A 19,968-nucleotide genomic window follows, 5' to 3' on the forward strand; every position below is an offset into this window, starting at 1 on the left:
ATCAGGCACTGACCGCTTGCTTGAGAGAGGATGCCTGTGCCGAAAGCCGAGCTGCGAGATGCCCGACCACATGTTCGGCATCCTTGCCGACGCTGAGGAACCGCCCGGAACCCCAGGTCCAGAGCCAGGGAAGTCCGAGCACGTAGACGCCATCGACGACGGTAACGCCGCGGCGGTGAACGGGGTAGGCGTTGCCGTCGAAGATCGGCAGGCCGACGAAGGACCAATCCGGACTGAAACCCGTGGCCCAGATGACCGAGGTGATCCCCTCCGCCTTCAGATCGAGTTCGACAATCTCCGCCCCAGGCTCCCAGACGGGGACATAGGGGGATCCGGCCGGAGCCTCGATGCCTTTTTCGGCGATATGCCGGTCAATCAGGGCATTGATACCGTTATAGACACGGTCGGCACTGTCGAGATTGGCCTTCAGGTTCGGCTCGAACAGCATCCGGCCGGCGGCGACGCCGGACATGCGGCCATAAAGCATCATACCCTCCAGCGCGAATTTGCGCAGATCGATATCGCGTCCGCCGTCGCGTCCGGTCAGGTAATGGTTGGTGTCGTGCTTCTTCTTCGTCATGCCATCATGTTCGACCGTGATGTCGTACTGGCCGATATCGGAAAGCCAGTCGACCACATCGCGACCGCGATAGAACCGGGCGCAACGCGGCGCGTTGCCGGTGACGAGATGCACCTTGCGGCCGGCAAGATACAGATCCTCGGCGATCTGGCAGCCGGACTGGCCGGAGCCGACCACGATGACGCCGCCCTCCGGCAGTTGGTCGGCATTGCGGTAGGCGGCGGTGTGGAGCTGCATGATGTCCTCCGGCAGGCGCTCGGCCGCACGCGGAATGGCCGGATCTGCATAGAGGCTGGTGGCGATCACCACGGCATCGGCTGTCACCGCGCCAGCTGAGGTCTCGAGCCGGAAGAGGCCGCCATGCTTTTCGAGCGACGTCACGCTGGTTTGCTCGAAGACCGGCGCCTCGACCTTCTTCACGAAGCGATCGACATAGGCGAGTATCTCGTCCTTGACCATAAAACCGTGCGGATCCGTGCCGTCATAGGAATGGTCCGGAAGCTGGCATTGCCAGTTCGGCGTCACCAGGCAGAAGGCGTCCCAGCGTTCGTTCTTCCATTTATGCGCAACGGTCTTCTTCTCGAAAACCACGTGATCAATGCCGTGCCTCTTCAGATAGTGAGAGGCCGAGAGCCCGGCCTGGCCGCCGCCGATGACAACCGCGCTGTAATGGCTCTTGAGGGATGGTGTGGTCATGGTGGGTCCTTTCAAAGGATGAAGCTTTCGCAGCGGACTTCGGCCTCTGCGTCGGTGAGATAGGGAGTGGCGGCCTGTTCGATGCGCGACAGCTGGCCGAGCGCTAGCGAACAGGGATAGCCGTATTTCGCCTTGACCCTGTCGCTGGCGATGGTCAGTGCCGTGCGGCTGCGATCGAGAAAGTCGGCCAGCGGATAGTTTTGGCCCTCGGCGAAATAGTCCTTGATCACCAGGGAGGGCGAGTAACAGGTCTCCTTGCGGCCATCCGGCCAGGCAATGACGAACCGCATTTCAGGCATGGTCGGCCTCCAGCAGCGTGTGATAGCGGGCAAGATGGGCTGTTGCTGTTTGGTGCCAGCCATGGCGGGCGGCAACCTCGAGACCACGGGGGATGATCTGCTCGCGGATCGGTGCGACCAGCGCCAGCGCCATGCCTTCGGCAATGGAGACCGGATGATGCGGATCGCACCAGATCGCATCGCCGGGACCCAGATATTCGGTGAAGGGTGCAATCGAGGATGTCACGACCGGAATACCGCTGGCCATGGCTTCCAGAACGACGAGGCCGAAGCCCTCCTTGAGCGAGGGGAACACCAGCGCATCCGCCAGCCGGTAGAGGCTCGGCATGTCGGCATCCGCGATCGCACCGGTGATATGCACAGCTGCTGCGTCCCGACCGAGGCAGGCGAGGTGAGAGCGGAACTCCTCCTGATAGTCGCCATGGTCCAGGAGAGAGGCACCGCCGGCAATGACAAGCTGGGCATCCGGCCGGATGGCGCGGACCTGACGAAAGGCTTCGAGAATGCCGAGGGTGTTCTTTCGCGCCTCGATGCCGCCGACACTGAGGAAGATCGGCCCGTTTCCGAGCTGCAGCCTGTCGCGCAGAGCGACCTGCTCGCCGTTCCAGGCAGGCGAGAAGCGGTTGGTGTCGACGCCATTGCCGACTATTGTGGCCTCGATGCCGCGATCCTCTCTGAGCTTGTCCCGCCAGAGGCGGCTGACGGCGAAGAAGATATCGGCCACATCGATCGCGCGATCCTGCAGAGCCATCAGGCGCGGATCGGCGAACTGGTCGATGTGGTGGACGGTGCGGGCAAAACTCGGGATCAGGCCCTCCAGCTTGAGGGTCGCCAGCGCATTGCCGGAAATGCCGTCATGGGCGTGGAACAGGTCGAAGCCATTGGTTCCGGCTTTCCGGAAATAGCCGATATAATCGGCGATCCGCTGCTCGACCATTTCCGTCATATCCGGGGATGCCGGCGCCGCGGCAATACAGGCGGTGCCGCAGGAGGGCTGACGAAAAAAGCCCGCCCCCTTGGCATCGGGCGCATGCAGGACCACCTCATGGCCAAGCGAGGTCAGCGCTTCCGAAAGCTGCATGGCATGAACCACGCCGCCACGCGGGTTGGTGGAATGGGTCAGCATCGCAATGCGCAAGGTTCGGTGCGACGGAAGGTTCATGCGGCGGCATCCTGTCGACCGAGCTGCAGCAGCGGTGTCTCGGCATGATTGCGCACCACTGCGCGGGTCTCGCCATCGACCAGTGCGACCTCGGCACCGGCCACGACCGCGCCGATGACCGCGGCGCTGATGCCACGTGCGGTGAAGCGGGTGACGACATCGGCCACATGTTCCGGCGCGACGGCGAGCAGGTAGCCGAAGCTCGGAAAGGTGACGAGCCAGCGATCGAGGGCGACACCGGCCGGCAGAGGAATGGCGGCGACGTCGATATCGATGCCGACATGCGAACATTCGGCCAGCATGATGGCGGTGCCGATGATGCCGCCCTGGCTGATATCCTTCGCAGACAGCGCGAGCCCGGCCTCGGCGATCTCGGGCAGCAGCTCGAGGTCGCCGCGCAGGCGCGCCGGCGCGGCATCGGTGGCGGCCTCCCAGTTGTTGAAGGGTTCGCGGTAACGGCCGCGATGGTCGGTCGCCGCAACCAGCACATCGCCCGGCCTTGCATCGAAGCTCGTCAGCAGTGTCTTGGCGCGACCGAGAATGGCGACCGACAGCTGGCCGCGTTCGGTGCGGATATTGGTGTGACCGCCGACGATCGGCACGCCAAAGGCGCTGGATGCCGCCCGCATGCCATCCAGAACGAGGGTCGCGCCAGCCTCGCCATCGGCCCAGACGGCATCAACCACGGCGATCGGCCGGCCGCCCATGGCAACGACGTCGGAGATATTGACCATGACGCCGCACCAGCCGGCAAACCAGGGGTCGGCGGCGACGAACTCGTTCATGAACCCTTCGATGGCAAAAAGCAGATGACCGTCGCCATCGGGCAGCGCGGCGCAATCGTCGCCGACGGCAATCTGCTGCCCCTGCAGGCCGAGCCTTGCGGCGATCGTGCCGATATCCTGCTTGGCGGCGATGCCGCCGCTCGTCGAGAGTTTGGCCGCCAGGGCCTTGATGTCGATCGCGACCATCTTCACGCCGCCTTTCTGGAAAGGGCGGTGAAGCCTGCCTCGGGTGTGACGCAAGGCGGATAATAGGCAAGGTCGGCCTTCATCCTGAGATGCGGCTTGCCATAGACCTCGAACTCCTCGATGACATCCCAGTGCAGCCTCCGAAACAGCAGGCCGTTCTGAACCTGCACATTGGCGAGGAACGTGTGGCATCCGATCGCATTGGCGGAGGACACGGCGAGCTTGATCAGGGTCGCCCCCAAGGCGCCGATCTTGCGAAAATCCGGATGGACCGCCAGTCTTGATCCCCACCAGATGCCGGGTTCGGCCTGATGGATGCGCACCGTTCCCACAAGCTGGTCGGCGGCAATGCCCAGCATGGAGAGAGCCACGATCGGGATGGCGTAATCGTCGATCGCGTCGCGGTCATCGCTTTCGAAGATCCGCTGTTCCTCGCAGAAGACGGCACGGCGCAGCGCATGCGCCTGGCTGCGCTCCCAGGCGGAGGTCGCGAATTTCACCTGGAATTCGCTCGAGCGATAGGGAGCAAAGGCTTCGAGCATCATTTGGTGAGCATCCTTTCATAGGTGGAAAGGGCGGAGCAGGCGCCGCATTTGCCGCAGCCGGCCTTGATGTCGACGGCCTTCAAGCCGCTGTCGACCAGCATCTTGGACAAGGGGCCGAGGATCGAGTGCATGAAGTCAGGCCTGGGCGCCGGGTGGCTTTCGAGCGGCGTGCCGGAAATCGGCACGAAGGGCACGACGAAGGGATAGACGCCAAGCGCAACCAGCTTTTCGCAGATATCCAGAATGGCCTCACGGCTGTCGCCGAGCCCCGCCAGGATATAGGTCGAGACCTGGCCGCGCCCGAAGACCTCCACCGCGGCCCTGAACGAGGCCATGTATTTGGCGATCGAGACCTGCGCCTTGCCCGGCATGATGCGGGCACGGACCTCCGGCGTCACGGCTTCCAGATGCATCCCGAGGGCATCGACGCCGGCCTCCTTCATGCGGGTGAACCAGATATCGTCCTCCGGCGGCTCGCATTGCGCCTGGATGGGAATATCGACGGCCGCCTTGATGGCGCGGGCGCTGTCGGCGAGGATCGCAGCGCCGCGGTCGTCGCCCTTCGGCGTGCCGGTGGTCATCACCATATGTTTGACGCCGTCCAGTTCGACGGCGGCCTTGGCGACTTCCGCGAGCTGCTCCGGCGTCTTGTGGGCGATGGTGCGGCCGGCTGCCAGCGATTGGCCGATGGCGCAGAACTGACAGGTCTTGCTGCGGCTCTGATAGCGGATGCAGGTCTGCAGCACGGTCGTGGCGAGCACGTCCTTGCCGTGCAGAACCGCGATCTGCGAATAGGGAATGCCGTCGGCGGTCGAGCGCTCGTAGAAGCGTGGGCGCAAAGGAAAGGAAACCTCACCCAGCACCCTGCCATCCCGGCTGATACGGCTGCGGCCCATATCATCCGGCTTTTCCACCAGATAGGGACTCTCGAATGCAGGTGCGGTGTGAACCGGCACCATCACCGTCATGCCGTCAATGGTCAGCGCCTTGTGGTCGGAAGGTCCGGCACCACCGCGGCGGCTTTCATATCCGGCCTTGGGGTCAACGAGCCGGGCTCCGTAGGACTGCAATTCGTTGATCAGAATCTCGGTCGGCAGATGTGTCGTATTCTCCATCGGAAAGGGTCCTTGCTTCGGCTGTGGGGAGGGACGGCTGGGTGGTGGTGACCATCGGCGCCGTGGCGCGGCCATCCATGACAAGATGCAGCAGCTCGGGCCGGGCATAATGGCCGACCGAATCCATCATCCGCTTGCGCTTCACGATCAGGCTCATGTCGAGATCGGCGATCAGGATGCCTTCGCCTTCCGTCAGCGGCGGCACGACGTGTTTGCCTTCGGGCGAGATGATCGCAGTCATGCAGCCGCCGCGCAGGGCCTTCTGCAGGCCCGCGTCGGGAGCAATGGAAGCGATCTGCTCGTCGGTCAGCCAGCCCGTGGCATTGACCACGAAGCAGCCGCTTTCCAGCGCGTGGTGGCGGATGGTGACTTCCATCTGGTCGGCAAAAATCGGCCCGACCATCGAGCCCGGAAACTGGGCGATATGGATGTCCTCGTGCTGCGCCATCAGGGCGTAGCGGGCCAGAGGGTTGTAGTGCTCCCAGCAGGCCAGCGCGCCAAGGCGTCCGACGGCGCTGTCGACCACCTTCAGACCGGAGGCGTCGCCCTGGCCCCAGATCATCCGCTCGTGAAAAGTCGGGGTGATCTTGCGACGCTTGAGGAGGAGTGTGCCATCGGCATCAAACAGCAGCTGGGCATTATAGAGCGATCCGTGGTCGCGCTCGTTGACGCCAAGCGCTACGACGATGCCATGTTCGCGGGCGGCTGCCGAGACGGCATCGGTGGCGGCACTCGGCACCGTGACGGCTTCCTCGTAAAGTCGCACATGCTCCTTGCCGGAGAGAACGGGCGGCAGCACGAAAGAAAAATAGGGGTACCAGGGGACGAAGGTTTCGGGAAAGACGATCAGCTCGGCGCCTTTGGTCGCCGCTTCACGAATTGCATCCAGCACGCGGGCCAAGGTTTTCTCGCGCGAGGTCAGATCCGGCGCGATCTGCGCGGCGGCAACCCGGACGCTCGTTTTTTTCTCCATGACGAAATCCTCGATTGACGGGCGGGGAGGCGGAGCGCCAGGACTCCGCCCCCTATTCTTTGGGGCGGTTGCTGCTCAGAGCGTCCAGGTGTCGAGGATGAAGGCGCCGTCGCGGCGATGGATCAGGATCAAGTCGAGAACGTCGAGCGGACTGATCGGCGTGATGCCGGGGATCAATGCGCCTTCGCCATGGCCGTAAAGCGCCTGAAGGGCAAAACGGCATGCATAGACCATGCCACCTTCTTCCATGAACTTGACGATCTGGTTGTTGAAATTCAGATGGCCGGGAAAGGCCTCCGCGCCGAGCGTCGGAAAACCGCGCTGGACGCCGAGCGTGACGCCCGGGCCGTAGAGAAGGACCGAGGTCTCGAACCCCTTCCGCTTCAGGCGCGTCGCCTGCAGCAGGTTGACGAATCCGATCGATCCTTCGAACGCCACGGTATGGAAGGTGACGAGGGCTTTTTCCCCTTCGCCGGCCTGTACGTCCTCAAAAACCTTTTCCTCGTAATTGACAAGAAAGTCGCCTTTTTGATTGGCGGGTTTGGTCACTGCGGGCATGGATGGCTCCTTGGTTTGAAATCCGATCCCCATCCGGGGAGCATCCATCCAATTGCAAGCCACATGCCAGATTGATTATGCATAAATAGCAATCAAATTGACGGACAATACATTCAATTATGCTATCAATTTTGAAGGAGAAAGTTTTAGAGCTGATTTTATAGGCGATCGAGTGCAAAAATCGAATGCACGAAAGCTCAAAACAGATGCATTCAATTGCGCGTCAATCAGCATGAGGAAGCATAATACTTGTGGCGTGAGCCCCGGCAACCCGTTTACGCCGGGCTTTTGGGATGGGTGCTCAGACTCGCACCCGCCTTCTGGTGCTGGCAGCGCCCGGCAATGGAAGCGGCTCGCTTCCGAGGGAGGTCTGCGTCAAGATGCCTTATCGCATCAATCGGAACGGCCTAGCTATATTGAATGCAATCAATTAAAGCATTTGGATGTATATATAGGGCCGCTCGTTGGTCAGCGGAATAAGCCGCCAACTCCGTCGACGGTGGAGGAAGGAGGCGAAAAAGATGCTCGGATTCCGTTGTCGCCGATCAGGCCGTGTCGCTCTTTCCACGAAATAGGAGAAAACTATGAGTAATAAACCTACGATCATTCTGGTGCATGGCTTTTGGGGTGGAGCCGCACATTGGGGCAAGGTCATACTCGAACTGGCGCGGAGGGGTTATCAATCCGTTTGCGCCGTCGAACTGCCGTTGACGTCGCTTGCTGAGGACGCTGAACGGACACGCAAGATGGTGGCCCAGCAGAAAGGACCGGTTCTGCTCGTCGGTCATTCCTACGGTGGCGCGGTCATCACCGAAGCGGGAGATCAACCGAATGTCGCGGGGCTTGTCTATATCGCCGCATTCGCTCCCGACGAAGGTGAAAGTCCAGGCGCTATCACGCAACGGCATCCGCCTGCGGCAATGGCCAATATCGAGCCGGACAGCGACAGCTACCTATGGCTCAAGGCCGACAACTTTCACGAAAGCTTCTGCCAGGATATATCCCTCGAAGATGCTTTCGTTTTGGCGGCCACCCAAAAAGCGCCGCTTGCAGGCACTTTTGGCGACGTCATCACCGCTCCAGCCTGGAGGAAGAAGCCGTCCTGGTATCAAATAGCAAGCGAAGACAGAATGATTGCTCCTGAAAACCAGGCAGCAATGTCGACTCGTCTCAATGCTCGGAAAGTCATGACCTTGGAGGCAAGTCATGCCTTGTCGCATTCAAAGCCTCTGGAGGTCGCAGCCTTTATCGATGAGGCAGCGGTAGCCATCTCGAAGTAAGAACAAAGATGCTTGTGGGGGCGTGAGAATAAGCGCCCCCGCTCGATCATCTGCTTGATCGCTTCCGCCCTCCATGCTCCGGCGTTGGAGAAGGCGCACGGCACGACGAAACCCTCCGGCATCAATCGACAAGCTTCACGCTTGCACGCTACAGGATAGGGGCTTGATCGATAGCGGCGCGTTGAGCGGACAGATGATGAACGACACAGTCATCCTTTTTCACGGCATTGCCCGGACGAAGAAGAGCATGGAGAAGCTCGCCGGCTTCCTGTCAGGCCACGGTTATCGGGTTGTGAATGTCGGTTACCCCTCCACCAGGTTTTCGATCAGCGACCTCGTCGACATCGTTCGACCGGAGATCGACGGCGCTGCGACGGCGGCAGGAGACGGCCGTCTCCATTTCGTCGGTTATTCGATGGGCGGGCTGATCATCCGGGCGTTTCTCACGCGTTATCGCCCAGCCAACCTCGGTAGAGTGGTCATGGTCGGAACGCCGAACAACGGCAGCCAGATCGCCGATTTCCTCAAGGGCTGGTCCTTATACAGGAAGGTCTATGGACCGGCAGGCCAGCAGCTGATTACCGATCAGACCGCAATGGCGAAGCTGTTCGGCACGGTCGATTACGAACTTGGCATCATCGCCGGCAATCGGACCATTGACCCGGTCTCTTCCCTTGTCATCGGCCTCAGGGTTCCGAATGATGGAAAGGTTTCGGTGGAGAGCACACGTCTCGACGGCGCCGTGGCCCATATCGTCATTCCCGCCAACCACACTTTCCTACCCGTCAACAGGACGATGTGGCGCCAAACCCTGTCGTTTCTGAAAGATGGGCGGTTTACAATCTGAATGTCCGACCGAATATTCAAACATCCGCCACATGCCATCGCCTTAATCCCTGCGGCACCGCTATCGAAGGATTAGTTCAACTAAAAGCGCGATGATGGGCATGCCTTTATCGCTGAACGACGAGAGCCTGCTTAACTCTTGAAATCAGAATGCGGGAGCCGTCGGCGGTGAAGTGCCCATAGTCGAATTGGACTGGGTCTCCGCTTTTTGTCCACACCACACAATCTGGGTTGCACATCGTCTTATAGGTAGAGATGTATGTTGCCCCGCTTCCGGCCAACGCGTCTTGAATGTCCAGACCGATGTGTTGTCGAGGCACCAGATGATCGGCGGCTTTAAATGGTTGCTTGTCGTAGAGACTGTGTGCGAGCAACCGCGGCAGGGATGATTTATACTCTGCCACTGGTCCGAAGACGACGATCTTTTTGGCAAACGGTGATAGGTAATCCACCGTCTTCCTGATGAGTTTCGCGTCATCTTTTGTCCAGCGTCCAGCCAATACGAGAACATCGACTTTATGGCTCGGCAAGAAATCCTTGAACATGTAGTTCATGAGTTCGATGCAGCGTTCTTCGCCTTCGGCGTCGAGAGTGGGACGACATCCTGACGCGTTCGCTTGAATGACATTGGCCCCCGAAAGCGCCCTTAGTCCAGGATATAGATGAGCGGCGTGACTATCACCGACAAGCGCTATGTTTTGCTGATTGTCTGATAGCGCCAGGCAGGCATCACGATCATATTTTTCGATGCCGTCGTTTGACGTGAGGAAGCATTGTCCACTGCGAAAGGCCTTCGAAGGGTCGTAGTCAGCAAATTCCGCCACCCGTTCAACGGCCGTGTTGTCCTCTTTCATTTGATCGGCCGCGAGTTGCCCGACAAATGCCAGCATTGCTACCGATGCGATTGAAGCAGCCCCGGCGGCTACGGACACGGCAGGTCGGTATCTCATTGTTCGGAACGGCGTTTCGACAAATCGCCACGAAACATATGCGACGACGAGACTCAAAGCGATCGGCACCAATTGCCAGCCATGCTCCCATGCCCCGTACTGGTTCGAAAACACCCAAATCGGCCAATGCCACAGATAGAGGGAGTATGAGATCAAGCCTATGGCAGTGGCGACCCTCAATGAGAGTAGTTTGCTGACAAGTGTGCCTGGGCCGGTCCAGATGATCAGCGCCGTGCCTGCGGTCGCGGGCAACGCCGTCAATCCGGGAAACTCGGACGTCTTCGCCAGCAGCAATGCGCTGAGGCCGATGAGTAAAGCACCGATTGCCGAAAGCACATCGTTGATCCGCGCATCAGCGAATTTCGGCAGTGCCGGTCCTGCGATGAGAGCGCCGACGAGCAGTTCCCAGGCGCGATACTGTACAAGATAAAAGGCTGCGGAGCGGTTGATTGGAACAGTGATAATGGAAGCAATGATACTGACCGCAAAAAGCCCGGCTATGGCCATCCCGGTTGCCCTGCGCCCATATCGGCTTGCCAGCATGACGATCAGGGGAAAAAAGACGTAGAACTGCTCTTCGACCGACAACGACCATGTGTGCAGGACTGGATTGAATTCCGAGGAATCATCGAAATATCCAGTTGTAAAATAGAAATAAGCATTTGAGGCAAAAAGCGCTGAGGAAGTGACGGACTTAAAGACCCGCAAGCTTTCGTCGGGCAGCATCGTAAAATAAGAAGCCGCCATCACAACGGCATACATGACCACGACAGCGGGAAGAATTCGTTTTGCGCGGCGACTATAAAAGTTGCCAATCGAGAATCGGCCATCCCCAACGTCAGCAAGAATGATTTTGGTAATCAGGTAGCCCGAGATCACGAAAAAAATGTCCACCCCGATAAATCCACCGGGGAGAATGCGGTCAAATCCACAGTGATAAAGAATCACAAAAATTACGGCTACGGCACGCAGGCCGTCGATATCTTGACGATGCGTAATCATTTGGGCCTCGATATTTGGCCTCCCAGGATTTCGTACCGTGAGACCGGTCAATATGCAACCAGCATCAGGGTGAAATGAAAACTACTCGCCTTAGACGGGCTTCTATCCACAACGAGAGACGACCTGAAGAGCAGCGGAGGGGCCGCAAGGTTCATCGGGTGTTTTAGGGTTATTGCTTATTTTACCATTCGTCCGATGAAGCCGGCGAGAAGGAGAGCGATGTCCATCCGCTTCTCATTTCGACGGTGATTCAACTAAAGGGCACATTTTACAGCTGCCTTTCAACGGTTCCACAACTCAGGCCATAAGACTGACGGGCGATTTAACATTGACTGCTGAAACGCAGCGCGGCATTGCCAGGACGGCTTGCAGGCCAAATTGGGCGAACGTGTGACCAACAGAGTGCCGGACGGCGATCCAAGCGCAGAGTACGCAACTGGCCAGACACAGTTTCAGCCCATGTGGCCGGGACGTCAGGGGTCAATTTACATGGATTTCTCAGCGGTCGTTCAGGTCAAGATAATTTCCAGATATTCAAACATCCGCCACACGACCCCTCATTATTACGAGCTGTAACCGTATCGAATGGAGATCCGATGCCCGCCATCTTGCGAAAGAAAATTCACGGTGCATCCACACGGGGACAGGTCATCGACGGCGCTCCGGACATCGGCGTCGCCTATCAGGTGTTTTCCGATACGGTGGTCGAAGACGTTATCGTCAAGAATTCTCCCCGCGGCTTCAAATTTCACAATGGCAAGAATCTCGTCATACGGCGCTGTGAGACCGAGAATGTGAAGGGCGACGGCATTTACCTTACAATGACGTCGGACGTGTTGCTGGAGAACAACCGCGTCGGCCCGGCGCCCGGCCAGGGAGCGGATTGCTGCCAATTCGCCTACGAAAACGACGACCGCAATGTGAGCTCCAATGTGGTGGTTCGGGGCAACCTTTTTCTTCAGTCGCCGACCAGCACATCCAACAAGGGAGCGCTGGTTTGCGGCAGAACGCGACAATACCTTGTTGAATACAATTTCATCGGGGGGAAGAATTTCTCCTTTTCATCGATCGGCGACGATGCCGTCGTGCGCAGTAACGTCATGCGCGACGGTAAGATGAATGATTATTCTTTCGGGTATGGGGTTGGCGATCAAGTCGACCATGCTGGCCACCATGTTTATGACAACCGGATCGAGAACAGCAATCGTGGCGTGAGTTTGAGCGGTTACTCGGACCAAAGCCTGGCATTTCGCAAAGACATGGATATCCACGATAACGTGATCAGCGAATGTGAGATCGGGTTTTTCGCCAATCGGCCGTGGTCTGGAAGTTTTCGACGCAACATATTCTTGCGGTGCAAGCAGGACATCTTTCTGAAAGGAAACGGCAAAGCGACCGCAGGGGAAGTCGAAGGCAACTATCTCAACGACGGCAGCTTTCTGAACGTCACGCCGCCGCCGCTTCGCGTCAAGCCGGATGGAAAGGCTTCCGTTTCCTCCGGCGAATGGACATCCGAGCCCGACGAAATCCGCATCCAGTGGCGGGACAAGGGGATCGATATATCAGGCGCCAACCGGCCCTCCGTTGCGATCGAGCCTGGCATGGAATTGTCATGCGTCTTGCTGGCCCGCAAGGGGCAGAATTGGATGTTGGCGATTGCCGAGACGGCCTATGACGATTTCACGCCGCGTGCATGGCAAGAAAACATGCTGCCTTGGCAGAAGCGCTATCTCTCGACTTAATCGCCACACTGAGACCAGGCGGAGTGGAGCCCCCGTGAAGCCTCCGTGTCTCAAGCCTCACGCGGTCTCCGGTTTGCCAACAGCCTCGGACGCAGCTCGGAGAGTGCAATCACAGTGTGTGGCCAGAGAATAAAAGGTGCGAGCATCATCCCTGCCTCTGTCATGGATCCAAGCATGATCAGGATGATAATCACGATCTCCTTCCGTCTGGCGCCCGATCGCTCTTGATCGGCTTCGACGATTGTCATCTTCCGGAACAGACGAGTCACCAAAAACAAGACCCATGCGCCTATACCGGGAATGCCGATATTGAGGGCAAGTTCGAGGTAGGTGTTGTGCGTCGACCGCGCGTCGAACGTCACCTTGACGTATTCCTCCATGACATCGGGCTGGCGGAACATCGCAAAGCCATAGCCGGTTAAAGGCCTATCCCATATCAGCGGAAACAGCTGTTCCCAGATGTTGGTGCGCCCCGAGAAAGTAAGGTCTTTGCCGAAAGCTTCAGCAACGGCAGAGGCCACACCCAAATAAATGAAACTGGCGGCAAAACCCACCAGAAGAAACAGCAGGGCGACGACAAATGAGCGAAAAAGGCGATTTGGATAGACGTGGATAATCCGGATCGCATACAGCATGACACTGCCGAACATCGTCAATACAACCGCGGTCGACGACTTTGTCGCTACAATCAAAGCGAGGAGGCAAAGCATCGCAGCCCACCGTACAAGCGTGCTGTAACGAAGTCGGCCTAGCTTCTGCGTCGACAACAGACACACAAAGCTGACCGAGCAAAATTGTCCCAACGTATTCTTGTGGTAAAACGCCCCCTTTACCATGCCGGCATAGCTGCCACGCATGATGGCAAATTGCGGGAAAGCGGCAGTATAGAGAACATTGATAAATGCGGCCGCGATCGCAAAACGCCCCAGGATGCGAAACGCTTCCACGTTGCCATACCGCGCGCGATAAAGCAGCGGCGGGAGCGCAAGAACAATGACGGCGGCCAATCCCTTTAAAGACGCCCCTCTGTCAATCGAGAACACGATTGATGTCAGACAGGAAATGGCAACGACCCCGATGAGGGGCGAAATTCTTGAAAAGGTCCGTATGAATTGCCGTTGTTCCAACAGAAAATACAAACCGGACAACGGGATAAGGCTGTAAAGCATCAGCTTCATCGGAAGCGGGTCTACCGACGCGCCGTCATCGAAATTTGCCGGCAGTCCGTACCACATGCCGGTCGCCCGCCAAAGTGCGGCGTAGAATGCGACAGTAAGCACCAGCTTCGCCAGCACGTCCCGTCTGACGCGCCATCTGGAAGCAGTCCGCCGACGGTGGCTGCCTTGATAATAGTCTCGTGCTATAGACGCGTCTTGTATCGCCATTAAGAGCTCTTCTATCTCATGTTCGGGGATGTTCCTATTCGAAATAGGACTGAGCCAAAATTACAATTTACCTCTGCTGGACTCTGTATGCGACATTGAAATCATCGACACTGGTTTCTGTCTACGACCCATCACAAATCGATAGATTTCGATCGGTTGACCACTCCCACAATCCAAAACAGCCGACACGTCGCTCTTCCTGCAGTATATGGTTGGCGCGAAATTCATGAGCCAGACCAACGAGTTATTGCTGCAGTTCCTGCTTTAACCCGCCATGTGGCGCCACTTTAAGCCATATCATTCCTCGAATCCAGTTTGCTAAACCTTCCAATATGTCGCGCCCAACTGGTTCGAGCCACCCGCTGCCGCGCGCCGGGACGCTGGCTGTCGTCGTCAATCGAAACCTCATCAGCTCCCGGAACCAAAGACCGAACAGGCCGTTGATAACGATGCCCAACCATGTCCGGGAGGCAGGACAGACATGGCACGTCAGACATTCTGGAAAGGCTATCTCAAGCTCTCGCTCGTCACCGCCGCCGTCTCGCTGACGCCGGCCACGACCGAAAGCAACAAGGTTCGTTTCCATGTCCTCAATCGCCAGACGAAGAACCGCGTCGAAAGCCGTTATGTCGACAGCGTCACTCACAAACCTGTGGCCGAGCGGGACCAGGTGAAGGGTTATCCGCGCGGCGAGGACGATTATGTTCTGCTCGAAGACGAGGAAATCGAGGAGGTCGGGCTCGAAAGCACCCGCACCATCGACATCGACAGTTTCGTGCCGCGCGGCTCGATCGACTGGATCTGGTACGACAAGCCGCATTTTCTGGCGCCCGAGGACAAGGTCGGGGTGGAAGCCTTCTGCGTCATCCGCGAGGCGATGAAGGCGAATGATGTCGTCGGCATCGCCCGTCTGGTTCTCTATCGTCGCGAGCGTGCCGTGCTCTTGGAGCCGCAAGGCAAAGGCATCGTTCTCTGGACGCTGCGTTATGGCGACGAGGTGCGTGATCCCATTGCCGAACTCGATAGCAACACCGAGATCGACAGCAAGCTGCTGACGCTGATGAAGCAACTGGTGAAGGAAGAGACCAAGGATTGGAGCCCCACCATGGTGCAGGATCCGATTCAGAAACGCCTGAAGGCGATGATCCGCGGCAAACAGAAGAGCCTGAAGAAGACCGCATCCGCGAAAAAGCCTGCCCCGGTGAAATCGACCGGCAACGTCATCAACATCATGGATGCGTTGAAAAAGAGCCTGGCTGCTGAGAGCGGGCGCAAACCGCATTAGGCGAAAGGGTATTGCCGATCCGCTATCGCTTCTTCTTTTCCAGCGGTTTCGCTGCCGCGAAAAACCCGTCCCAAGGATCTCTCGGCAAGGCGTCCAGCCGCGTCGGCGTGTTGTCCACCGTGAAATAGGCCGGCCCGATGTCGGCGGTGAGCTCATCCCATTCCAGTGGCATCGACACCGCAGCCCCCGGCCTTGCCCGCGTCGAATAGGGGGCGACCGCCGTATTGCCGCGGCCGTTGCGGAGATAGTCGATGAAGATCCTTCCCTGGCGCTTGGCTTTGGTCGCCGTCGCGAGATAGCGCTGGGGATCGTCGGCCGACATGCTGTCGGCAAGCCATTTGGCAAAGCCCTTCACCTCCAGCCAGCCGGCTTTCGGTGCAAGCGGCGTCACCACATGCAGCCCCTTGCCGCCTGTGGTCTTGACGAAAGCGGCGAGACCCTCGGCCTCCAGCCGTTCCTTCAATTCGTAAGCCGCGGCGATCACATTCTCCCACGCCACCTCCTCGCCGGGGTCGAGGTCCATGGTGATCATATCAGGCTTTTCCCAATTGTCGGTCGTCGCACCCCAGGGGTGGATTTCCAGCACGGCCGATTGCACCAGCGCCACGACGCCATCGAAATCGGTAATGCGCAGCAGCTTCTCGCCCTGCTTGTCCTTCGGATCGGTTATCTCGCCGATATGCGGATTCATGCCCTTCCAGGCATGTTTCTGGAAGAACCGCTGCCGGCCCTTGATCCCGTCGGGCAGACGCAGCAGCGCCAGGGGCCGGTTGACGACATAGGGCGCCATGAAGCGCCAGACCTGGGCGTAGTAATTCGCCAGGCCCTCCTTGGTAACGCCCTCGTCCGGCCAGTAGATGCGGTCGGGATGGGTGAGCGCCACCGCCGATTTCGGCAAAGCGCGAGCTGTGGTCTTTTCCGTTTCGCGCGTCACGTCCTTTGCCGGCTTGTCCTCGCGCAGGCCGCGGAAGGCGGCATGGCGCAGATTGCCGTCGGCCGACCAGGCGCGGAATTCCACTTCGCCGACCAGTTGCGGTTTCACATAGATCAGCCCGCGCCGTTCCTCCGATGTCAGTTTGTCGTCGAAGGAATTCTCGCTCTGCGTCAGCCGCGACAGCTTCTCATGGAGCATCTGCGCCGTTGCCACCGTATAGCCGGTGCCGACACGGCCGACATGTTTGAGTTCGCCGTTTTGGTAATACCCCATCGCCAGCGAGCCGATCGCATTCTTCATCGATGTCGACGGAACGTAGCCGCCGATGACGAATTCCTGCCGATGCGAGCATTTCGACTTGATCCAATCGCCCTTCCGTCCCGACGTATATTTGCTGTCACGCAGCTTGGAGATCACGCCTTCGAGGCTGAGCCGGCAGGCATGGTCGAGCACCAGTCCGCCGCTTTCGTTGAAATGCGCGCTGTAGCGCAGCTTGTCGTCGTCGCCGGGTATCAGGGTTTCGAGCAGATGTTTGCGATCGAGGAGCGTCGCGTTGAGCAGGCTGTGGCCGTCGAGATACAGAAGATCGAAGGCATAGAAGACGAAGCGATCATCGCGGCCTTGGCTCAAATCCTGCTGCAGCGCCGAGAAATCCGAAGCGCCAGTATCGCGCTCGACGACGATCTCGCCGTCGATCACCGCCGATCGCACCGGCAGGGCGGCGAAGGCATCGAGTACGGCCTTGCCGAATTTTGCCGTCCAGTCGAGCCCGCTGCGGGTCAGCATCTTGACCTCCCCGTCCCGGATCCGCACCTGCAGGCGATAGCCGTCGAACTTGATCTCATGGATCCACCGATCGTCCGCCGGCGGCTTCGGCTTCAGCTTGGCAAGGGCCGGTTCGATGAAATCCGGCATCGCGGCCTTGCGCGCGCCCTTCGGCCAGTCGCGTTCCCGGGGTGCGGCGGCTTTTGCCTTCGGAGCCGGTCTTTTGACGGCAATCCCTTTGCCGTTCTTCGCTTTCGAATTCCAGGTCGCTTCGGGATTATCCGCCACCTCTTCGAGCTGCCGGCCCGTTTTGGCTGATTCCGGCCGTTCGTCGAGGATGTCGCCGTCATGGCGCGCCTCGGCGTCGTCGCCCTTGATCAAGAGCCAGTTCTCACGCTTTTCACCGGGCCGGCCGTGCATGCGCACGAGATGCCAGCGGCCTTTCAGCTTCTCGCCGTCGAGTTCGAATTCCATATGGCCTTTGCGGTAGGCCTTGTGCGCATCGCCATGCGGCGTCCAGGTGCCGCGATCCCAGACGATGACGGTGCCGCCGCCATATTGCCCCTTCGGGATAATGCCCTCGAAATCGCCATAGGAGAGCGGGTGATCTTCGACATGCACGGCGAGCCGCTTATCCTCCGGGTTGAGGCTTGGTCCTTTCGTCACCGCCCAGCTCTTCAGCACCCCATCCATCTCCAGCCGGAAATCATAGTGCAGCCGGGTCGCATCGTGCTTCTGAATGACGAAGCTGTTGCCGCTGCTGCGGCCCTTTTGTCCGCGTGGCTCGGGGGTGAGCTTGAAATTGCGTTTCGCCTGATAGGTTTCGAGAGCCATCTCAGCTTGCCTTCTTGCTGTGGCTGTCGCTGCGGGCCGGCGCCTTCTTCTTTGCCGGATCCTTCGTTGCTGGGGCCTTGCCGCTCATCTTCGCGCTCTGGCGCAGCGCCTCCATCAGGTCGACGACCTTGCGCTCCGGCTGCTTCTTCTTCTTCGGCGGTGCCCGGCCCTCGATCTTCGCCTTCACCAGTTCGACGAGGGCAGCCTCGTAACGATCCTCATATTCGCTTGGTTCGAAGCTGGCCTGCTTGGTGCCGATGATATGGCCGGCAAGCTCGATCATCTCCTTGTCGAATTTGATGTCGGGAATGTCTTTGAAGACCGTATCGGCCGAGCGCACCTCGTAATCGAAGTTCAGCATCGTCGCGACGATGTAGTCGTCATGAGGGCGGATCAGCAGCGTCCGGTTGCGCCGGAAAAGCACGGCTTCGGCGAGTGCTGCGACCTTGCCGTCGCGCATGCCCCTGGCGATCAGCGACAACGCCTCCTCGTCATGCTCGTCCACGGGGGCGAGATAGTAAGGGCGGTCGAAATAAAGCTTGTCGATCCCGTCGAGGGCGATGAAAGCCTTGATATTCAGCACCTTGTCGCTCTCCGGCATGATCTCGGCAATCTCGTCGCCCTCGATGACGATGTAGTCGCCGCTCTCAATCTGGTAGCCCTTGACCTGGTCGTCCCGCTCGACCGGTTTGCCGGTCTCGCTGTCGACGAATTGCCGTTCCACCCGATGGCCGGTCCTGCGGTTGATGATGTTGAAGGAGACGCGGTCGGAGGAGGAAACGGCGGTGTAGAGCCCGACGGCGCAGGCAAGGTCGCCCACCTTCAGATGACCCTTCCAGCTTGCCCGAGCGGCCATTCCATCCTCCGTCGCAAATCAGAGCCGGCTGCCGCTCTTGTCGGTTTCGAGTTCCTGAAATGCCCAGCCGCGGCCGTCAGGCGCGGGATAGGCGAGCAGCGCATCGCCATCGCCGATCTTCTGGCGCGACGCGGCGTCCTTGGCATGGAAGATCGCTTCATCAGCCGTCGCATAGGTTTCCGAAAGCGTATCGCCGAGCTTATAGGCCCAGCCATTGTCATGCGGGACGACCTGGTAGGTGATATCGGCCATTTCGGATCTCCTCTTCTCAATTAAATAGGGAGCATGATGGCGTTGGCATCCTGCTCTAGTTCCGATTTGTTTTGCGCCGTTCATCGAGGGCGATGATCTTCTCCAGCGATGCGATATCCTCGCTGGTGACGACGGGAACCGGATCGGCCGCGATCGCCTCCAGCACCTCCTTCGAGACGGCGCCGTTGCGGATCGCCCATTCCAGCGTTTCGCGCGTCTCCCGCTCGGCTTTCAGCTGCGCATAGAGCGCAACGATCAGCCGATCACGAGCATCCATCCGCCGGCCTTGGTTATCCATGCTGCGGACGTGCACCATCGCAATCCACCTTTGTCACTGATTTCGTTCAGGTGTATTCAACTGATGAGGGATGGAAAGGTTCCGAAACCGGTGGGCGGGCTTTGCCATCGCCGCATCAGGCGGAATCGCCATCCGCAGGATATTTGCGAGAGGATTTCAATATGGCCGATCTCAAGATTCGCCCCCGCCCGACCGGCGCCACCGCCGTGGTCGGCCGCACCGGTTTCCCGCACGTCATCTCCGCCACCAAGGGCGAGATCGATATCGTCACCGCGCCGTCGCAGCCGGGCTTCAATCCGCTCGACCTGCTCTATTCCTCGCTCTCGGCCTGCCTGGTGCTCAGCGCCCGCATCGTCGCCAGCCAGATGGGCGTTCTCGACAAGATCAGCGAGATCACTGCCGACGTCACCGGCGAGAAGGCGACGGAAGGCCTTTCGCGCGTTGCCAAGTTCAACATCGCCTTCTCGATCAAGGGTGATATCGACGAGGAGACCCGGCAGAAGATCGCCCACGCCGCCGAGAACGAGATCTGCACGGTGAGCAACACCATCCGCGGCAATCCCGAATTCTCGACGACAATATCGGGATAAGCCTATAAAAATTATAGACAATAGCGGCGGAAGGATTGCGCGACCGCTGC

Annotated in this window: 19 protein-coding genes; 5 read left to right on the forward strand and 14 right to left on the reverse strand. The window is 59.1% G+C overall.

What is annotated here, in order from left to right:
• Position 1: 1 nt before the first annotated feature.
• The 8 genes from EEQ99_RS24595 to EEQ99_RS24630 all read right to left on the reverse strand — a co-directional run bounded on the left by EEQ99_RS24595 (position 2) and on the right by EEQ99_RS24630 (position 6,899).
• Positions 2 to 1,276, reverse strand: coding sequence for an MSMEG_0569 family flavin-dependent oxidoreductase (locus tag EEQ99_RS24595; RefSeq protein WP_047613556.1), 1,275 nt, complete (start codon positions 1,274 to 1,276; stop codon positions 2 to 4).
• A gap of 11 nt (positions 1,277 to 1,287) precedes the next feature.
• Positions 1,288 to 1,575, reverse strand: coding sequence for an MSMEG_0570 family nitrogen starvation response protein (locus tag EEQ99_RS24600; RefSeq protein WP_028756268.1), 288 nt, complete (start codon positions 1,573 to 1,575; stop codon positions 1,288 to 1,290).
• A complete protein-coding gene (locus tag EEQ99_RS24605) occupies positions 1,568 to 2,737 on the reverse strand; it encodes an MSMEG_0565 family glycosyltransferase (protein ID WP_127431231.1) in 1,170 nt (389 codons plus the stop codon). The genes EEQ99_RS24600 and EEQ99_RS24605 overlap by 8 nt, the downstream gene beginning before the upstream one ends.
• Complete coding sequence (locus EEQ99_RS24610) at positions 2,734 to 3,708, reverse strand: sll0787 family AIR synthase-like protein (RefSeq protein WP_127431275.1); 975 nt, start codon at positions 3,706 to 3,708, stop codon at positions 2,734 to 2,736. Before EEQ99_RS24610 ends, EEQ99_RS24605 begins: the two co-directional genes overlap by 4 nt.
• A gap of 2 nt (positions 3,709 to 3,710) precedes the next feature.
• Positions 3,711 to 4,253: an MSMEG_0567/Sll0786 family nitrogen starvation N-acetyltransferase gene (locus EEQ99_RS24615; protein ID WP_028756271.1), complete on the reverse strand. Its 543-nt coding sequence runs from the start codon at positions 4,251 to 4,253 to the stop codon at positions 3,711 to 3,713.
• A complete protein-coding gene (locus tag EEQ99_RS24620; protein ID WP_127431232.1) occupies positions 4,250 to 5,368 on the reverse strand; it encodes an MSMEG_0568 family radical SAM protein in 1,119 nt (372 codons plus the stop codon). Before EEQ99_RS24620 ends, EEQ99_RS24615 begins: the two co-directional genes overlap by 4 nt.
• On the reverse strand, positions 5,295 to 6,341 hold the full coding sequence (locus EEQ99_RS24625; protein ID WP_028757318.1) for a Nit6803 family nitrilase: 1,047 nt from the start codon (positions 6,339 to 6,341) through the stop codon (positions 5,295 to 5,297). Before EEQ99_RS24625 ends, EEQ99_RS24620 begins: the two co-directional genes overlap by 74 nt.
• A gap of 75 nt (positions 6,342 to 6,416) precedes the next feature.
• Complete coding sequence (locus EEQ99_RS24630) at positions 6,417 to 6,899, reverse strand: MSMEG_0572/Sll0783 family nitrogen starvation response protein (protein ID WP_127431233.1); 483 nt, start codon at positions 6,897 to 6,899, stop codon at positions 6,417 to 6,419.
• Between the two features lie 584 nt (positions 6,900 to 7,483).
• Between EEQ99_RS24630 and EEQ99_RS24635 the strand changes: the two genes are divergently transcribed.
• Entirely contained in the window at positions 7,484 to 8,179 is a 696-nt protein-coding gene (locus tag EEQ99_RS24635) for an alpha/beta hydrolase (protein WP_127431234.1), read from the forward strand.
• A 196-nt stretch (positions 8,180 to 8,375) separates the two neighbouring features.
• Positions 8,376 to 9,026, forward strand: a complete 651-nt coding sequence (locus EEQ99_RS24640) for an esterase/lipase family protein (protein ID WP_047614373.1) — start codon at positions 8,376 to 8,378, stop codon at positions 9,024 to 9,026.
• A 106-nt stretch (positions 9,027 to 9,132) separates the two neighbouring features.
• Here EEQ99_RS24640 and EEQ99_RS24645 read toward each other — a convergent pair whose 3' ends face one another.
• Entirely contained in the window at positions 9,133 to 10,977 is a 1,845-nt protein-coding gene (locus EEQ99_RS24645) for an acyltransferase family protein (protein ID WP_127431235.1), read from the reverse strand.
• Between the two features lie 596 nt (positions 10,978 to 11,573).
• Between EEQ99_RS24645 and EEQ99_RS24650 the strand changes: the two genes are divergently transcribed.
• On the forward strand, positions 11,574 to 12,719 hold the full coding sequence (locus EEQ99_RS24650) for a right-handed parallel beta-helix repeat-containing protein (protein ID WP_127431236.1): 1,146 nt from the start codon (positions 11,574 to 11,576) through the stop codon (positions 12,717 to 12,719).
• A gap of 50 nt (positions 12,720 to 12,769) precedes the next feature.
• Here EEQ99_RS24650 and EEQ99_RS24655 read toward each other — a convergent pair whose 3' ends face one another.
• On the reverse strand, positions 12,770 to 14,104 hold the full coding sequence (locus EEQ99_RS24655) for an O-antigen ligase family protein (protein WP_047613565.1): 1,335 nt from the start codon (positions 14,102 to 14,104) through the stop codon (positions 12,770 to 12,772).
• 481 nt (positions 14,105 to 14,585) lie between these two features.
• Between EEQ99_RS24655 and ku (EEQ99_RS24660) the strand changes: the two genes are divergently transcribed.
• Positions 14,586 to 15,389 (forward strand): non-homologous end joining protein Ku, encoded by an 804-nt coding sequence (ku, locus tag EEQ99_RS24660; RefSeq protein ID WP_028755591.1) that lies wholly within the window; start codon positions 14,586 to 14,588, stop codon positions 15,387 to 15,389.
• Between the two features lie 22 nt (positions 15,390 to 15,411).
• Here the strand turns inward: ku (EEQ99_RS24660) and ligD are convergent, their stop codons facing one another.
• From ligD to EEQ99_RS24680, 4 genes are read right to left on the reverse strand one after another with little or no spacing between them, the layout of a single operon-like run.
• Positions 15,412 to 17,922 (reverse strand): DNA ligase D, encoded by a 2,511-nt coding sequence (gene ligD / locus EEQ99_RS24665; RefSeq protein WP_028755590.1) that lies wholly within the window; start codon positions 17,920 to 17,922, stop codon positions 15,412 to 15,414.
• Between the two features lies 1 nt (position 17,923).
• Positions 17,924 to 18,778, reverse strand: coding sequence for a non-homologous end joining protein Ku (gene ku / locus EEQ99_RS24670; protein ID WP_028755589.1), 855 nt, complete (start codon positions 18,776 to 18,778; stop codon positions 17,924 to 17,926).
• Between the two features lie 18 nt (positions 18,779 to 18,796).
• A complete protein-coding gene (locus EEQ99_RS24675; protein WP_028755588.1) occupies positions 18,797 to 19,030 on the reverse strand; it encodes a DUF2188 domain-containing protein in 234 nt (77 codons plus the stop codon).
• Positions 19,031 to 19,085: 55 nt separating this feature from the next.
• Positions 19,086 to 19,346 carry a hypothetical protein gene (locus EEQ99_RS24680; RefSeq protein ID WP_097595996.1) on the reverse strand — a complete coding sequence of 87 codons (261 nt, stop codon included), beginning with the start codon at positions 19,344 to 19,346 and terminating at the stop codon, positions 19,086 to 19,088.
• A gap of 143 nt (positions 19,347 to 19,489) precedes the next feature.
• Between EEQ99_RS24680 and EEQ99_RS24685 the strand changes: the two genes are divergently transcribed.
• The gene (locus tag EEQ99_RS24685; protein ID WP_097596022.1) at positions 19,490 to 19,918 is read left to right on the forward strand and encodes an OsmC family protein; all 429 of its coding nucleotides are present in this window, start codon (positions 19,490 to 19,492) and stop codon (positions 19,916 to 19,918) included.
• Positions 19,919 to 19,968: the final 50 nt, after the last annotated feature.

This window comes from Rhizobium anhuiense, assembly GCF_003985145.1.
In the GTDB taxonomy this organism is placed as follows: Bacteria; Pseudomonadota; Alphaproteobacteria; order Rhizobiales; family Rhizobiaceae; genus Rhizobium; species Rhizobium anhuiense.

Coding starts and splice junctions, on each gene's coding strand:
- EEQ99_RS24645 (WP_127431235.1), bottom strand. CDS start 10,977: ATGATTACGCATCGTCAAGATATCGACGGCCTGCGTGCCGTAGCCGTA.
- EEQ99_RS24625 (WP_028757318.1), bottom strand. CDS start 6,341: ATGGAGAAAAAAACGAGCGTCCGGGTTGCCGCCGCGCAGATCGCGCCG.
- EEQ99_RS24610 (WP_127431275.1), bottom strand. CDS start 3,708: ATGGTCGCGATCGACATCAAGGCCCTGGCGGCCAAACTCTCGACGAGC.
- EEQ99_RS24650 (WP_127431236.1), top strand. CDS start 11,574: ATGCCCGCCATCTTGCGAAAGAAAATTCACGGTGCATCCACACGGGGA.
- EEQ99_RS24630 (WP_127431233.1), bottom strand. CDS start 6,899: ATGCCCGCAGTGACCAAACCCGCCAATCAAAAAGGCGACTTTCTTGTC.
- EEQ99_RS24615 (WP_028756271.1), bottom strand. CDS start 4,253: ATGATGCTCGAAGCCTTTGCTCCCTATCGCTCGAGCGAATTCCAGGTG.
- EEQ99_RS24605 (WP_127431231.1), bottom strand. CDS start 2,737: ATGAACCTTCCGTCGCACCGAACCTTGCGCATTGCGATGCTGACCCAT.
- EEQ99_RS24600 (WP_028756268.1), bottom strand. CDS start 1,575: ATGCCTGAAATGCGGTTCGTCATTGCCTGGCCGGATGGCCGCAAGGAG.
- EEQ99_RS24675 (WP_028755588.1), bottom strand. CDS start 19,030: ATGGCCGATATCACCTACCAGGTCGTCCCGCATGACAATGGCTGGGCC.
- EEQ99_RS24680 (WP_097595996.1), bottom strand. CDS start 19,346: ATGGTGCACGTCCGCAGCATGGATAACCAAGGCCGGCGGATGGATGCT.
- ku (WP_028755591.1), top strand. CDS start 14,586: ATGGCACGTCAGACATTCTGGAAAGGCTATCTCAAGCTCTCGCTCGTC.
- EEQ99_RS24685 (WP_097596022.1), top strand. CDS start 19,490: ATGGCCGATCTCAAGATTCGCCCCCGCCCGACCGGCGCCACCGCCGTG.
- EEQ99_RS24620 (WP_127431232.1), bottom strand. CDS start 5,368: ATGGAGAATACGACACATCTGCCGACCGAGATTCTGATCAACGAATTG.
- EEQ99_RS24595 (WP_047613556.1), bottom strand. CDS start 1,276: ATGACCACACCATCCCTCAAGAGCCATTACAGCGCGGTTGTCATCGGC.
- ku (WP_028755589.1), bottom strand. CDS start 18,778: ATGGCCGCTCGGGCAAGCTGGAAGGGTCATCTGAAGGTGGGCGACCTT.
- EEQ99_RS24640 (WP_047614373.1), top strand. CDS start 8,376: ATGAACGACACAGTCATCCTTTTTCACGGCATTGCCCGGACGAAGAAG.
- ligD (WP_028755590.1), bottom strand. CDS start 17,922: ATGGCTCTCGAAACCTATCAGGCGAAACGCAATTTCAAGCTCACCCCC.
- EEQ99_RS24635 (WP_127431234.1), top strand. CDS start 7,484: ATGAGTAATAAACCTACGATCATTCTGGTGCATGGCTTTTGGGGTGGA.
- EEQ99_RS24655 (WP_047613565.1), bottom strand. CDS start 14,104: ATGGCGATACAAGACGCGTCTATAGCACGAGACTATTATCAAGGCAGC.